At 70.9% G+C, this 14,193-nt stretch carries 12 protein-coding genes; 8 read left to right on the top strand and 4 right to left on the bottom strand.

From position 1 onward, the window contains the following. The first annotated feature begins 158 nt into the window (after window positions 1–158). Window positions 159–866, top strand: a complete 708-nt coding sequence (locus tag KN815_RS21675) for a response regulator transcription factor (RefSeq protein WP_216343605.1) — start codon at window positions 159–161, stop codon at window positions 864–866. Window positions 867–1,067: 201 nt separating this feature from the next. Here KN815_RS21675 and KN815_RS21680 read toward each other — a convergent pair whose 3' ends face one another. Continuing rightward, window positions 1,068–3,047: an FtsX-like permease family protein gene (locus KN815_RS21680; protein WP_253209152.1), complete on the bottom strand. Its 1,980-nt coding sequence runs from the start codon at window positions 3,045–3,047 to the stop codon at window positions 1,068–1,070. A gap of 26 nt (window positions 3,048–3,073) precedes the next feature. Next, window positions 3,074–3,889, bottom strand: a complete 816-nt coding sequence (locus tag KN815_RS21685; protein ID WP_216343607.1) for an ABC transporter ATP-binding protein — start codon at window positions 3,887–3,889, stop codon at window positions 3,074–3,076. A gap of 211 nt (window positions 3,890–4,100) precedes the next feature. Between KN815_RS21685 and KN815_RS21690 the strand changes: the two genes are divergently transcribed. The 3 genes from KN815_RS21690 (at window position 4,101) to KN815_RS21700 (ending at window position 7,751) form a co-directional block, all read left to right on the top strand. Further along, complete coding sequence (locus KN815_RS21690; RefSeq protein ID WP_216343608.1) at window positions 4,101–5,297, top strand: sensor histidine kinase; 1,197 nt, start codon at window positions 4,101–4,103, stop codon at window positions 5,295–5,297. After that, complete coding sequence (locus tag KN815_RS21695) at window positions 5,294–5,986, top strand: response regulator (protein ID WP_216343609.1); 693 nt, start codon at window positions 5,294–5,296, stop codon at window positions 5,984–5,986. Before KN815_RS21690 ends, KN815_RS21695 begins: the two co-directional genes overlap by 4 nt. 307 nt (window positions 5,987–6,293) lie before the next feature. Then, window positions 6,294–7,751, top strand: a complete 1,458-nt coding sequence (locus KN815_RS21700) for an alpha/beta fold hydrolase (RefSeq protein WP_253209153.1) — start codon at window positions 6,294–6,296, stop codon at window positions 7,749–7,751. Between the two features lie 335 nt (window positions 7,752–8,086). Here KN815_RS21700 and KN815_RS21705 read toward each other — a convergent pair whose 3' ends face one another. Together KN815_RS21705 and KN815_RS21710 are read right to left on the bottom strand one after the other, a co-directional pair. Next, on the bottom strand, window positions 8,087–8,437 hold the full coding sequence (locus KN815_RS21705; protein ID WP_216343611.1) for a hypothetical protein: 351 nt from the start codon (window positions 8,435–8,437) through the stop codon (window positions 8,087–8,089). Window positions 8,438–8,464: 27 nt separating this feature from the next. Then, window positions 8,465–10,135 (bottom strand): sodium:solute symporter family protein, encoded by a 1,671-nt coding sequence (locus tag KN815_RS21710; protein WP_216343612.1) that lies wholly within the window; start codon window positions 10,133–10,135, stop codon window positions 8,465–8,467. 162 nt (window positions 10,136–10,297) lie between these two features. Here KN815_RS21710 and galT point away from each other — a divergent pair, with 162 nt between their 5' ends. The 4 genes from galT to KN815_RS50610 all read left to right on the top strand — a co-directional run. Continuing rightward, entirely contained in the window at window positions 10,298–11,341 is a 1,044-nt protein-coding gene (gene galT, locus KN815_RS21715) for a galactose-1-phosphate uridylyltransferase (protein ID WP_216343613.1), read from the top strand. Beyond that, window positions 11,338–12,315, top strand: a complete 978-nt coding sequence (galE, locus tag KN815_RS21720; protein WP_216343614.1) for a UDP-glucose 4-epimerase GalE — start codon at window positions 11,338–11,340, stop codon at window positions 12,313–12,315. The genes galT and galE overlap by 4 nt, the downstream gene beginning before the upstream one ends. Next, entirely contained in the window at window positions 12,282–13,511 is a 1,230-nt protein-coding gene (gene galK / locus KN815_RS21725; protein ID WP_216343615.1) for a galactokinase, read from the top strand. The genes galE and galK overlap by 34 nt, the downstream gene beginning before the upstream one ends. 321 nt (window positions 13,512–13,832) lie before the next feature. Further along, a partial coding sequence (locus KN815_RS50610; RefSeq protein ID WP_507229906.1) for a helix-turn-helix domain-containing protein occupies window positions 13,833–14,193 on the top strand: 361 nt, incomplete at its 3' end.

Here is a 14,193-nt window from a genome sequence, read left to right on the forward strand (position 1 = left end):
CGGAACCCGGCCGCATCGGTCCGATTCAGACGTCAACCGGACCTCAAGTAGGCACTAATGGCCGGGATTTCGGCATTCCGGGGGGCTTCTGCCCGGTAAGGGGCGCACAACGTCGAACAAGCGTGTAGCTTTCCCCCCTGGGCGAATGGGGGGAGCTCATGGGCGTGCGACTCATGGTGGTCGATGACCACCGTCTGCTCGCGGAGGCGCTCGCCTCGGCGCTGAAGCTGCGCGGGCACCGGGTGCTCGCCGCGGCGGCACCGAGCGCGGGCGCGGCGGACCTGGTGGTGAGCCGGGCACCGGAGGTGTGCCTGCTGGGCACGGCGGCACCCGCCGAACCAGGGGTGTTCGACCCGGTGGTGCAGATCAAGAAGGAGCGGCCGCAGGTCGCGGTCGTGGTGCTCGGCCCGGTGCCGAGCCCGCGCGGCATAGCCGCCGCCTTCGCCGCCGGCGCATCCGGCTATGTGCGCCACGACGAGCGGATCGAGGGCGTCGAACGCGCCATGATGAAGGCGCGTGCGGGCGAGGCCGCCGTGGCGCCCCAGTTGCTCCAGGGGGCCTTCGCGGAGCTGCTCAACCCCGCGGCCCAGCCCGACGACGAGGGTGCCCGGCTGCTGCGCATGCTGACCCCGCGCGAGGTGGAGGTGCTGGTGCGGGTCGCCGAGGGCGAGGACACCCGGCTGATCGCGGCGGGCATGGGGATCGCCCCCAGCACGGCCCGCACCCATGTGCAGCGGGTGCTGATGAAACTCGGGGTGGGCTCACGGCTGGAGGCGGCGGCCCTGGCGGCCCGCACCGGGCTGCTGGACCGCGCGGCATCCCGCCGGACCGCATCGCTCTCGCCTCAGCCGCCCGCGTCGTCGTAGCCCGGGCGATCTCGTCGTCGAGCGCATCCCGGTCAACGACGGCCGTCGTGAGGACCGGCGGGGATCGCGCCGCACCCGGGCGAGGAAGAGGAGAAGCGCTACCACGGCGAGGATCGCAAGCACGGCAGTCGGCATGGGGTGTTCTCACCTTGTTGATCGGCGGGGCGTGGATGTCCCGGGTGTGGGTACGGCGGTGGCCGGTTACTCGGGGTGCGGGCCTGGCTGCGCAGTGACCGACCTCAGCAGGGGGCGGCTCAGCGCGCTTGCCGCCAGTAGTCCCACGAGGCCGAGGCCGAAGGAGGCAGCGAGCAGGGCGACTCCCCCGGCGTCGAATGAGGAACTGCCGCCGTCGAGAGTGAGCGGAGCGGCAGTGAAGACACCGGTCAGGACGGCTCCGCCGGCGAGAACGGCCACGGGGACGAGGGTCTCCTCGAGGCGGGCGGCGTCCAAGGTCCGTAGCGGGGTGCCGGTGAGCCGGAGCAGGCCGTAGGTCCGGCGGTGGCTCAGGACCGAGGAGGCCGCGGTGATGCCGGCGGACGCGATCGCGGTGATGAACGTGACGCCGAGGACCACCAGGGTGGCGGTGGAGAAGTCCTCTGCGAACAGCTTGCCTGACCAGTTGGCGTCCGTGCCGGTGATCGGGTACTGGCCGGGCACGAGAGACACCAACGCGGTGCGAGCGCGGTCCAGGTTCTCGGCCCCGCCCGGCACGGTGGCGGTGACCTGCACAGTGTCCTTGCCCACACCCATGGCGACCCAGTCGGTGCTCGTGCCGACGGTGGCGGTGATCCCGGCGTCCTGGAGGCGCTGCTGTGCTTCTTGCCGGACCACGGCCGTCCCGCCCTTCGGCACGGCCACGGCCAGGGTGTCGGGGTGTCCCCACGGTGAGGTGCCGGAGACACTGAAGAGGGCGAAGAACCCGGCTACGAATCCGGCGAGGGTGAGCCCGGAGACCGTACGCCACGCGCTCTTCGGGTCGTCCAGCAGGCGCCGCCCCGCCAGCAAGGTCGCCGGCTTCTGGGCCGATGCACAGATGATCCGCCCGAGGACGCCGACCACCCACGGGCCGATCGCGGACAGGGCGAGGAAGACGACGGCGAAGAGCACCAGGATGCCGTTGACCTCGCTCTTGTTCTGGTCGGTGATCCATGCGTAGCCGCCGATCACCGCGACGAAGACCAGAACTCGCAGGAAGCTCATACGGGGTGGCTTCGAACGGCGGGCCACGCCCAGCGGGCCGACGACGACCTGACGCAGCCCGAGGAGCGCGCTGACAACCACCATGCCGACGACACCGGCGAGCACGGCGAGCAGCACCGGCAGTCCGACCCACAGGTCGGCGGCGTACCAGGAGCCGCCCGCCACGGGCACCTTCGCGGCGGCCGGCAGCAGCAGCCCGTAGCCGACAGTGCCCAGCGCCGCGCCCGCCGCGCCGGTAAGGGCGGCCTCGGCGGCCGTCATGCCCGCGATTCGGCCAGGGGTGGCACCGATCAGCCGCAGCGCGGCCAACCGCTGGTCGCGGCGGGAGACCGACAGGCGTGCGGAGGAGGCGCCCAGAACCAGCAGTGGGACGACGACGAGGATGGTGGCGATCTTCGCCAGGGACAGGTACTGGTCGCCGATTCCGTTGGTGACGGGACGTCCGGTGAAGTCGGCGACGCGGGTGGGGGTGACGGTGTCGCCGGGGCGTCGCGGGTCGTCCACGCGCGGGGCGGTGACAGCGGCAGCGTCGGGCTTGTGGCCGACGACGGCGACCAGTTCACCGGGGTGGGCCAGAGCTGCGCGGCCGAGAGTGCCGGCCGGCTTGCCGGGGACGGGGTGCCGGTCGGCGGGCAGCCGGTGGAGCAGGTCGGCGAGGGCCGGGGAGACCCACATCTGGCCGGGCTCGGGGAAGCGGGGCATGCCGGGCGGGGCCGGGGCCTTCCGGCCGGGCAGCCGCGCGACGTCGACGACGGTGACGGGTGTGCCGCCGCTGAAGGTGGTGCCGACTGCCTCGACGGCGACCGGGGACGCGGACTTCAGGGGGTTGCGCCAGTCGATGCGGTCGGCGCGCTGCTGGAAGCCGAGGTTGGCGGCCACGCAGAGCAGCAGCAGTGCGGTGCTGATGGCGGCCGCGGCAACGGCCAGCCCGGTGGCCAGCAGCCCGGACCGTCCTCCGGCCCGGGCCAACCGCCAGGTCAAGGTCCAAGTGGTGCGGTCCAGTGCCCTCATCGCCGGTACCCCGCGTGTCCCTCGTCACCGGCCGGGCGTGCGGGCGTGCTCCGGCCGGCCAGGCCCGCCGCCTCGGCGGCGTAGGCGACCGCGTGCGTGACCGCGGCGCCGTCCGGCGTCCGGTGGTCCTCGCTCGGGCGGCCGTCGCGGACCCGGACGGTGCGGTCACACCAGCGCGCCACGTTCTCGTCGTGGGTGACCACGACGAGCGCGGCGCCCTGGCTGCGGGTGATGCCGACCAGCAGGCTGATCACCTCCATGCCGGTGGTCTGATCGAGCGCCCCCGTCGGCTCATCGGCGAAGATCACCTGCGGGCCGCACACCAGCGCCCGCGCGATGGCCACCCGCTGTGCCTGCCCACCGGACAGCCGCCCGGGCCGCCGGTCTTCCTTTCCCTCCAGGCCCAACGGAGCGAACCACTCCCGGGCCTTGCGGACCGCCTGGCGGCGCGGCATGCCGCCGAGCATGAGCGGCAGGGCCACGTTCTCGTCGGCGGGCAGCTCCGGCAGGAGCTGGCCAGACTGGAAGACGAAGCCGAAGCGGGTACGGCGAAGCTCGCTGCGCTCCGGCTCCCCCATCTGGTCGATGCGTTCCCCTGCCAGCAGCACCTGGCCCTCGTCGGGGCGCTCGATGCCGGCCAGACAGTGCAGCAGGGTGGACTTGCCCGATCCTGAGGGGCCCATGACCGCCAGCGACTCACCCGCCGACAGGGACACCTCGACGCCCGCCAGCGCGCGGGTGAGGCCGAAGGACTTCATCAGGCCGGAGCCCACCAACACGGGGGACGCGGCGGACGTGCCGGAGGAGGTCATCGGGCCGCCTCCGTGGTCACGAGCACGCACAGGGCGAAGCAGACCCCGGCGAGAGCAGCCAGAGCCAGATCGAGAATGGTGAGAATCTGCATGGCTTCGACGATCTCTTCGTACCGCCGCGCCCGTCCTCGGCCACCAGGCCGGTAGGGGCGCGACGGCATCATCCCGCAGGCCGACCCCGTCTCGTCCGTAGGTCCTTACGCTTCAGGTTGTGGAACCCGATACACCGCTCTCCCCGACGGCCCGGCGCATCATCACCGTCTCGCTCTGCGGGGGCCTGGCCTTGGTGTGGCTGTTCGACCTGGCGACCTACTACAACCCGCACGGCCAGTGGTCGAACTGGCTGCCGCTCGTCTCCGGTCCGCTCGCCGCCGCCATGCTGCTCTTTCCCGACCGCCGGCCGGGCCCCGAGTGGCGTGCCGGCGCGGCCACACTCGGCTCACTGGCCCTGACCGCGTCGCTGTGGGCAAACAGTCCTATCAGCAACGTGTTCTGGAGCCTGCTGGAAACGGTTGCGCTCCTCGTGCTGCTCACCAGGACCGCGCGGCGGGTGGAGCGGCCGGCCCCCGCGGTGGCCCTGTCGGCTGCGCTGGGCGTCGCGGTGATCGTTCTGCCGCTGCGCACGGGCACGAACTTCGGCGTGCTCCAGGCTTCCTTCGTCCTGACGTTCGCCGTCGGCGGGGCTGTGGGCCTCGGCTGCTATCTGCGTCTGCTGGACGCCCGCCGGGCCCGGGCCATGGACACGGTACGGCACAACGAACGGCTGGTACTCGCCCGCGATCTACACGACTTCATCGCTCACCACGTGACCGGCATCATCGTGCACGCCAACGCCGCGCTGATGATCCAGGAGACCTCGCCGGAACAGATCAAACCACTGCTGGAGGGCATCTCCCGCGCTGGCGGCGAGACCCTGGACTCCATGCGGCGCCTGGTGCGCGTGCTGCGCGAGGACGACCACCAGGCCGCACGCCCCGGCGAACTGCTGGCCGAACTGGACCGCTTGGTCTCCGCGTTCGCCGGGCACGGCACCGAGGCGAGGCTGGACGTCGGGGACAGAGTGCGCGGAGTCCGGCTTGCCCCGGAAGTGGAGACCTCCGTCCACCGTGTGGTCCAGGAGGCACTGACGAACGTGCGCCGCCACGCCCCCGGCGCGGACGTGGCCGTCCGCCTCGATCTTGACCGGCACGCCGACGGCGACCAGCTACGGGCGGAGGTACACAACACAGCGGCCTCGGCACGGGCCACGGCCCCGGCCGGCGGCCGGGGCGGCTTCGGCCTGGTCGGGCTGCGCGAGCGCGTGGAGGCCGTGGAAGGTTCCCTCACCAGCAGCCGGACAGCGGACGGGGGCTGGTGCGTGACCGCCGTCTTTCCCGTTCTGACGGCTGTGGAAGGATCACCTGCATGAGCAGTTGGAACGGGGCGGGCGAGGCGCGGACGCGGGTGCTGATCGCGGACGACCAGGAGATGGTTCGTACCGGCTTCCGGCTGATCCTGGGCACCCAGCCCGACCTCGATGTCGTCGGCGAGGCCGCCGATGGCGCCGAGTGCGTCGAACTCGCCCGCAGACTGCGGCCGGACGTGTGCCTCGTCGACATCCGTATGCCCAGGCTGGACGGTTTGGAGGTGACCCGGGCCCTGGCCGGGCCTGGCGTCACCGATCCCTTCCGGGTCGTCGTGGTGACCACCTTCGACCAGGACGACTACGCCTACACCGCCCTGCGCAACGGCGCCTGCGGCTTTCTCCTCAAGGACGCGGCCTCCAACCTGCTGATCGAGGCCGTACGGTCCGCCGCCCGCGGCGACGCCCTGGTCTCCCCCGCCGTCACCGTCCGGCTGCTCAAGCACCTCGCGGGACAGCAGCCGCCGCCCGCCGCCCCCCACCCTCTCTCTGAGCGGGAACTCGACGTCGTACGCCTGCTGGGAGTGGGGCGTACGAACCAGGAGATCTGCGACGAGCTGTACGTGTCCCTGGGCACCGTCAAGACCCACCTGGCCAACATCAAGGAGAAGTTGGGCGTCCGTAACCGCGTCGAGATCGCCGCCTGGGCGTGGGACACCCGCACCGTACGTGAGCGCCAGCCCCCGCCCGTCTGACCCGGATCGGTGGGGCGGTGACCGGGGGCGACTCCGCGCCGGCCGGTTGTGCGGTGGCGGCGACGGTGGTGAAGTCCCTTCGCGCGCGGCCGGTTTCCGCGCGGGCGAAGGGACGGCGGGGGAGCGCGGTATCGAGGGCCACGCCGCACAGGGCAGGGACGTGCGGCAGAGAGACGTACGGCAGAGAGACGGGTCGGCCCACAGGCCGATGCCGGCGGCCCGGAACCGGCCCGGCGGCCGACGACGGGCGGGCCGGGCCGGGGCGACCGTTGACGGCATGCAGATTCTCAGTCAAGGAACGCGCCACGTGAACCGTAAGTCCGTCGCCCTGACCGCCCTCGGGGTCGCCGTCTGTGCCGTCGGCCTGTACGGAGTCGCGAACGCCCAGCTCAGCACGGAGAAGCCCCGCGCAAGCCCGGGAAAAGAGCGGGGCGACCTCACCTGGGGCACCTGCGACCGGCCTGACTTGCCGGTCCAGAAGGGGGTCGAGTGCGGCACCCTCAAGGTTCCCGTCGACTGGGCCGAGCCGCAGTCCGAAACGGTCGCTCTGCGCGCCTACCGCTGGAAGGCGGCCGACCAGTCGAAGCGCAAGGGAACGATCCTCAACTTCCCGTCGGGTCCCGGCGAGGCGGGCGACATCGCGTTCGCCGATCTCCGGCAGCACCTGCCGGGCTACGACCTGATAGCGCTCGACCCGCGCGGTGTGGAGCAGAGCGCCCCGCTCAACTGCACAGCCGACAAAGCACTCAAGATCCCGCAAGTGCCCCCCACGGACAGTCGACGGTTCCATGCACTGGCCAAGGACCAGAGCTCGTTCTGGTCGACGTGCGCCACCGCCCCGGCGGGCCTCAAGAACCACATGGACGCCTACAGCAACGCCAGGGACGCCGAAGCCCTGCGCAAGGCCATGCGCCTGGAGCGGATCAACGTGCACGGGTTCTCGTACGGCACGCTGACCGCGGAACGCTACCTCGGCCTGTACGGAGACCACGTCAACGGTTCCGTCCTCGAATCGGTGATGGACCCCACGCAGTCCCGCCGGGCATTCGTCACCAGCGCGGCCCGGGGCATGGAAGCGATCTTCGACCGGTTCGGGAAGTGGTGTGCCAAGGAGACGTCTTGCGCGCTCCACGGCAAGGACGTGGCGTCGGTGTTCAGGACGGCGCAGAAGAAGGCCGACGCTGGGCAGATCCCCGGCTCCCTGCACTCCAAGCCCTGGTCAGCCGCCACAGTCACCGGATACTTCGAGGTCACCGCCCCGAGCAGCTTCAAGGAGGCCGCCGAGGGCCTCAAGAAGCTGTCGGAGGGCAAGAACCCGATGCCCGGCGAGGGGAAACCGGGCCAGGACCAGACGCCGAAGAGCGTCCCCTTCCCGGATCCGATCGTCTGCTCCGATTTCGACCTGTCCGCGGGGACCGTGGGCCAGGCCCGGCACGACCTGAAGGCGACCCGGAAGGCCGCCCCCGTCCTGGGATTCTCGACCAACGCCAGCCACTACACGGCGACCTGCCTCTCCGGCCCCCGCCCCGCCGAGGGCTCCAGCAAGCCCGTCACGTCACGCAGCGACCACCCGACCATGCTGCTGAGCAATACGCTCGACCCGGCCACCCCCCACACCTGGGCCGACCGGGTGGCAGGCCAGCTCCGGCACAAGGCCGTACCGGTGAAGACCGACCAGGTCGGCCACGGCGGCGGCCTCGACGACCCACAGACCAAGCGCAAGGTGGTGGCCTACATGGACCAGGCCAACCGGGCCGGACGGTGACCCCACCAGCTCCCCGCCCCGAGCGTGGCCGTACGCCCGCTCCCGCACGCGTCCAGCGATCATGGTGGGCGGCGACCGGAAACGCCCACCTCTGGACCATCTCGCGGGTGATTCCGCCTTCCCCAGGCGAACCAGCCGGCCGACGCGGGCCCCGGTCACAGTCACCCTGAACCATCGATGGGAGTGACCCAAAAGCAACGGCATTGTCATCCGTTCGACAGGGGGCAACAGTCATGCCGGGCCCGGAGGCCGGCGGCCCTCTTGCAGGACCGCGAAAAACATAACGTGGGCCGCGTCGGGGCCGTGGCCCGCGCCGTCGCCGTGGCCGGTGCCGCTCAGCCCTCTCCGGGGCCGGGCTCTCCGGGGCCGGGCCCTCCGGCCCCGGCCCCTGGCCCGGCCTCCGGCTTGGGCGCGGCCCCGGGGGCGGAGAGCGGCCTGAGCTTCATCCAGAGCAGGAAGAGCAGGCCGACCGCGAGCATGCACCATCCGGTCCAGAGGTTGATGTTGATGCCCGATGCCTTCTTCACATCCGCCTCCGAGGCGGTGAACCCGGCGATGAGGACGATGATCGCGTAGATCACGAACAGCCCGCCGATGATCCGCCGCACATCGAACAGCCGCGCCGCGGTCGCCGACCTCTGCTCCAGTTCCTCGACCTCGGACCGGTATACGTACTCCTCACTCATGGCGTGGGCTCCTTATCCGCCGGCGGCTTACAGGGAGAACGGGATGTAGCACAGGGCCGCGAGGACCAGCGCGCTCCAGCCCAGCACGGCCGGGCGGCGGTACCACGCCTCGTCGCCCGGCGCCGGCGGCTCGGCCACACCGGGCGCGGTGGTGCCGTAGACCAGACCGGCCAGCGACTCCACCGGCTTGGGCTTGGTGAACGGGGTGACCGCGACCATCACCACCCCGCCGACCACGAACGCCACGATGGCGGAGACGAAGTTGGCGCCCTGGTCGCTGGGGATGGAGATGACGCCGGCCCGGTAGAGCCAGAAGTAGTTGATCATCGCGGCCACGGTGCCGCAGAGCAGCCCCCAGAACCCGGCCTGGGCGGTGGCCCGCTTCCAGAACATCCCGATGATGAAGACGCAGAACAGCGGCACGTTGAAGAACGAGAACAGCGTCTGGAGGTAGTTCATGATGTTGCTGAACGAGGAGGCGATGAAGGCCGTCCCCATCCCGGCCAGCACGCCGATCGCCGTCACCACCCGACCCGTCAGCAGGTAGTACCCGTCCGGCCGGTCCTTTCTGATGTACGCCCGCCAGATGTCGTGGGTGAAGACCGTGTTGAAGGACGACACATTGGCCGCCATGCCCGCCATGAAGGCGGCCAGCAGCCCGGTCACCGCGAGCCCCAGCACCCCGTTCGGCAGCAACTCGCTCATCAGCAGCGGAATCGCGTCGTTGTACTGAAGACCGCTCGCCTTGGAGCCGATGTCCGGCTCCAGGACCAGCGCGATCAGCCCCGGCACCACCACGATCAGCGGGATGAACATCTTCGGGAACGCGGCGATCAGCGGGGTGCGCTGGGCGGCCGAGAGGTTCCTGGCCGACAGGGCGCGCTGCACCTCGGCGAAGTTGGTCGTCCAGTAGCCGAAGCTCAGGCAGAAGCCGAGGCCCAGCACGATGGTCAGCCAGTTGGCGCCCAGCGGGTTGGGGGAGCCGATGCCGGTGCCGCCCCAGGCGGAGACGAAATTCGGGCCGTGGGAGTGCACCAGCGAGTCCTTGAGCCCGCCGAAGCCGCCGACCCGCCGCAGGCCGATCACGGTGAGCGGGATGAGGGCGGCCAGGATCACAAAGAACTGGAGCACCTCGTTGTAGATCGCCGAGGAGAGCCCGCCGAGGGTGATGTACGCGAGCACGAAGAGCCCCGCGACCACGATGGCCACCCACTGCGGCCAGCCCAGCAGCGCCTCCACCACGATCGCCATCGCGTAGAGGTTCACGCCCGCGATCAGTACGGACGCGATCGAGAAGATGATCGAGCTGAGCAGATGCGAGGACGGTCCGTAGCGGTGCAGCAGGAACTCGGGGACGGACCGTACCTTGGAGCCGTAGTAGAACGGCATCATCACCAGGCCGAGGAAGACCATGGCCGGAATGGCCCCGACCCAGTACCAGTGCACGGTGTACACCCCGTACTGCGCGCCGTTGGCGGCCATCCCCAGGATCTCCAGGGCGCCCAGATTCGCGGCGACGAAGGCCAGCCCGGTGACCCACGCGGGCAGCGACCGGCCGGAGAGAAAGAAGTCGAGGCTGGTCTTGACGCTCGCTCTGGCGGCGAATCCCACGCCGAGGACGACGATGAAGTAGAGGATCAGGATCGTGTAGTCGAGTGCGTTGGTGGGAAGCCGGAGCCCTTCGGCCAGATAGCGCATGGTCTCGCCTCATCGCCTGAACGGAATGCACCAGAAACGTTCGGTGAACGTATCCGAATTCTTGTGGTTTGTCCGAGCACCTTCACCGTGCATTGACGCCACTGTTGGCTTGTGGTTCATTATGTTGAGTTGTGTTGGGTGCACCTGACAGGAGCTGGCGGAGTGAAGAAGACGGCGACGCGGCTTGCGGACGGACGCGAGCTGATCTATTACGACGCGCGCGACGACGCGGTGCGCGACGCCGTCGACCAGCGGCCTCTCGACCCCATCGCGACCAGCTCGGAGATCCGGCACGACCGCCTCCTCGGCGACCGGGTGGCGATCGCCTCCCACCGCCAGGCCCGCACCTACCACCCGCCGGCCGACCAGTGCCCGCTGTGCCCCTCCCGCGAGGGGCGGCACAGCGAGATCCCCGCCACCGGCTATGACGTCGTGGTCTTCGAGAACCGCTTCCCGTCGCTGGCCGGGGACTCGGGCCGGTGCGAGGTCGTGTGCTTCACCTCCGACCACGACGCCTCCTTCGCCGACCTCGACGCCGCACAGGCCGCCCTGGTGCTCGACGCCTGGACCGACCGCACCGCCGAGCTGGCCCAACATCCCGCCGTCGAGCAGGTCTTCTGCTTCGAGAACCGCGGTAAGGAGATCGGCGTCACCCTCGGCCATCCGCACGGCCAGATCTACGGGTATCCCTTTGTGACCCCGCGTACCCGGCTGATGCTCCGCTCGCTCGCCGAGCACCGTGTGGCCACCGGTCGGAATCTGTTCGATGATGTGGTCGCCGATGAGCTGGCCGACGGGCGCCGGGTGGTGCTCGACGGCGAGCACTGGGTCGCGTTCGTCCCCTACGCCGCCCACTGGCCGTACGAGGTGCATCTCTACCCGAAGCGGCGGGTTCCGGACCTGCCGTCGCTGGACGAGGCCGCGCGCACAGAGTTTCCACAGATGTATCTGGAACTCTTGAAGCGCTTCGACCGGATTTTCGGGGCGGGTGAGCCGCCCACGCCCTACATCTCCGCCTGGCACCAGGCGCCGTACCGCATGACCGACCGCGGTGAATTCGCTCTTCACCTCGAGCTTTTCACCATCCGCCGCACTTCCGGCAAGCTGAAGTTTCTCGCGGGTTCCGAATCCGGCATGAATGTGTTCATCAACGATGTGCCGCCGGAGGCCGCGGCCGAGCGACTGCGAGAGGTAGCGAGCAAGTGAGCAATGCGCAGCAGAAGAAGTACCTGGTCACCGGCGGCGCCGGCTATGTCGGCAGCGTGGTCGCGGCGCATCTGCTCGAAGCCGGCCAGCGGGTGACGGTGCTGGACGACCTGTCCACCGGGCACCGGGAGGGGGTCCCCGAGGGCGCGGAGTTCATCGAGGGCCGCATCCAGGACGCCGGCAAGTGGCTCGACCCCACCTTCGACGGCGTACTGCACTTCGCCGCGTTCTCCCAGGTCGGCGAGTCCGTCGTCAACCCCGAGAAGTACTGGGTCAACAATGTGGGCGGCACCACCGAGCTGCTCGCCGCGATGCGCGACGCCGGGGTGCGCACCCTCGTCTTCTCCTCCACCGCCGCCACCTACGGCGAGCCCGACCAGGTCCCGATCACCGAGGACCTGCCGACCGCGCCCACCAACCCCTACGGCGCCAGCAAGCTCGCCGTCGACCACATGATCAGCGGCGAATGCGCCGCCCACGGCCTGGCCGCGGTCTCTCTGCGCTACTTCAACGTCGCGGGCGCCTACGGGGCCTACGGCGAGCGCCATGACCCCGAGTCCCACCTCATCCCCCTGGTGCTCCAGGTCGCCCAGGGCCGGCGCGAGGCGATCTCGGTCTTCGGCGAGGACTACCCCACCCCCGACGGCACCTGTGTCCGCGACTACATCCACGTCGCCGACCTCGCCGACGCCCATCTGCTCGCCCTCGGCGCCGCGGCCTCCGGCGAGCACCTGATCTGCAACCTCGGCAACGGCAACGGCTTCTCCGTCCGCGAGGTCATCGAGACGGTGCGCCAGGTCACCGGCCACCCCATCCCGGAGATCGCCGCCCCGCGCCGCGGCGGCGACCCGGCGGTTCTGGTGGCCTCCGCCGAGCGCGCCAAGGAGCGCCTGGGCTGGCGCCCGACCCGCGCCGACCTGGCCGGAATCGTCGCGGACGCATGGGAGTTCGCGCAGCGGAGGGAGAGTCAGTGACGGACGAGCACGGCCCCGGGCGGGCCACGGCGGGGTTCCACGAGGTCTACGGCACCGAGCCCGGCGGCGTCTGGGCGGCGCCGGGCCGGGTCAATCTGATCGGCGAGCACACCGACTACAACGACGGCTTCGTGATGCCGCTCGCCCTGCCCCACACCTGCCTGGCCGCCGCCACCCCGCGCACCGACGGGGTGCTGCGGCTCCACTCGGGCGACGCCCCGGGCGGAATCGTCGAACTGCGCGTCGAGGAGCTGGCGCCGGTCGCGGGCGGCGCCGGCGGCGACCGCGGCGGCTGGGCGGCCTATCCGGCCGGAGTGGTCTGGGCGCTGGGCGAGGAGGGGCTGCTGAGGGGCGCGGCCGGGGGTGCGGACCTGCACTTCGAGTCCACCGTGCCCACCGGCGCCGGACTGTCGTCGTCCGCCGCGCTGGAGGTGGCCACGGCCACCGCGCTCAGCGAGCTGTACGGACTGGGGCTCAGCCCGCGGCGTATCGCCCAGCTCTGCCAGCGCGCGGAGAACGTCTTCGTGGGCGTGCCCTGCGGGATCATGGACCAGATGGCGTCCGCGTGCTGCACCGAGGGGCACGCCCTGTTCCTGGACGCCCGTGATCTCACCCAGCGCCAGGTGCCGTTCGACCTGGCGGCCGAGGGGCTGCGGCTGCTGGTGGTGGACACCCGCGTCAAGCATGAGCTGGGCGACGGCGCCTATGCGAACCGGCGGGCCGCCTGCGAGGCGGCCGCCGAGGCGATCGGGGTGCCCGCGCTGCGCGATGTGCCCTTCGACGGGCTGGACGCGACGCTCGCCCAACTGGAGCGGCTGGGCTGCGATGCGACCACGCGGCGGCGGGTGCGCCATGTGGTGACCGAGGACCGCAGGGTGGAGAAGGTCATCGAGCTGCTCGACGCGGGGGACACGCGGTCCATCGGACCGGTGCTGACCGCCGGGCACGCCTCCTGCCGCGACGACTTCGAGATCTCCTGCGCCGAGCTCGACCTCGTCGTGGAGTCGGCGAACGCGGCGGGTGCGCTGGGGGCGCGGATGACCGGCGGCGGCTTCGGCGGCTCGGCCATCGTGCTGGTGGCGGAGGGGGATGCGGAGGCGGTGGGCAAGGCGGTGACCGAGGCGTTCGGCGCGGCGGGCTACGGCGCTCCGCGGATCTTCCCGGCGGTGCCCAGCGCGGGGGCGCGACGGCTGTAGCCCGGCGTTCTCGGTAAATCTTCGCTGCTCGTGGATCACTCAGTCCCCAAGAGCGAACAAGAAACACGCAGTGAACAGCCGAGAACAGTCAGTTTCGCTAATCCGCTTCCTATATGAGACCACGGCCTTACTCTGAGTACAGCGTCGGTGGGGGCCGACGCTTGTTCAGGGGGCGAGACAGTCAGGTACGACGCCTGGGGCGGGGTAGCAATCACAGCACGGCGGCGGCCGTGCGGGTTGCGGTGACCTTGCGCCGGGCGCCGTACCCGCACTGTTTCTCGGTGTATCCGGAATCTTCATCCGGCGACTGGGGGGTTGTCCGTGGCACGTATTCGGGTTCTCGTGGTTGACGACCATCGTATTTTCGCCGAGTCACTGGCCGCCGCCCTCGCGGCGGAACAGGACGTGGACGTGGCGGCGGCAGGCAGCGGCCCGGCGGCGCTGCGCTGTCTGGAGCGCGCCGCGGCGGAGGGGCGCCACTTCGACATTCTGCTGATCGACGCCGATCTGGGCACGACCGCCGACGGCGCGGGCCCACCGCTCCCGGTGCCGGCCGAGGTGGCCTACGGCGGGGCGAACGGCACACCGCACAACGGCATTCACGGCGGGCCGCACGGCGGACCGCACAGTGGGCCACACGGCGGGCCGCATGGCGGGCCACACGGCGGACCGCGCGGCGGGC

The organism is Streptomyces niphimycinicus, from assembly GCF_018883605.1.
Lineage (GTDB): Bacteria > Actinomycetota > Actinomycetes > Streptomycetales > Streptomycetaceae > Streptomyces > Streptomyces niphimycinicus.

Excerpts from the sequence above, each read along its gene's own strand:
- KN815_RS21675 (WP_216343605.1), top strand. The coding sequence starts at position 159 with ATGGGCGTGCGACTCATGGTGGTCGATGACCACCGTCTGCTCGCGGAG.
- galK (WP_216343615.1), top strand. The coding sequence starts at position 12,282 with ATGGGAGTTCGCGCAGCGGAGGGAGAGTCAGTGACGGACGAGCACGGC.
- KN815_RS21695 (WP_216343609.1), top strand. The coding sequence starts at position 5,294 with ATGAGCAGTTGGAACGGGGCGGGCGAGGCGCGGACGCGGGTGCTGATC.
- KN815_RS21705 (WP_216343611.1), bottom strand. The coding sequence starts at position 8,437 with ATGAGTGAGGAGTACGTATACCGGTCCGAGGTCGAGGAACTGGAGCAG.
- KN815_RS21710 (WP_216343612.1), bottom strand. The coding sequence starts at position 10,135 with ATGCGCTATCTGGCCGAAGGGCTCCGGCTTCCCACCAACGCACTCGAC.
- KN815_RS21685 (WP_216343607.1), bottom strand. The coding sequence starts at position 3,889 with ATGACCTCCTCCGGCACGTCCGCCGCGTCCCCCGTGTTGGTGGGCTCC.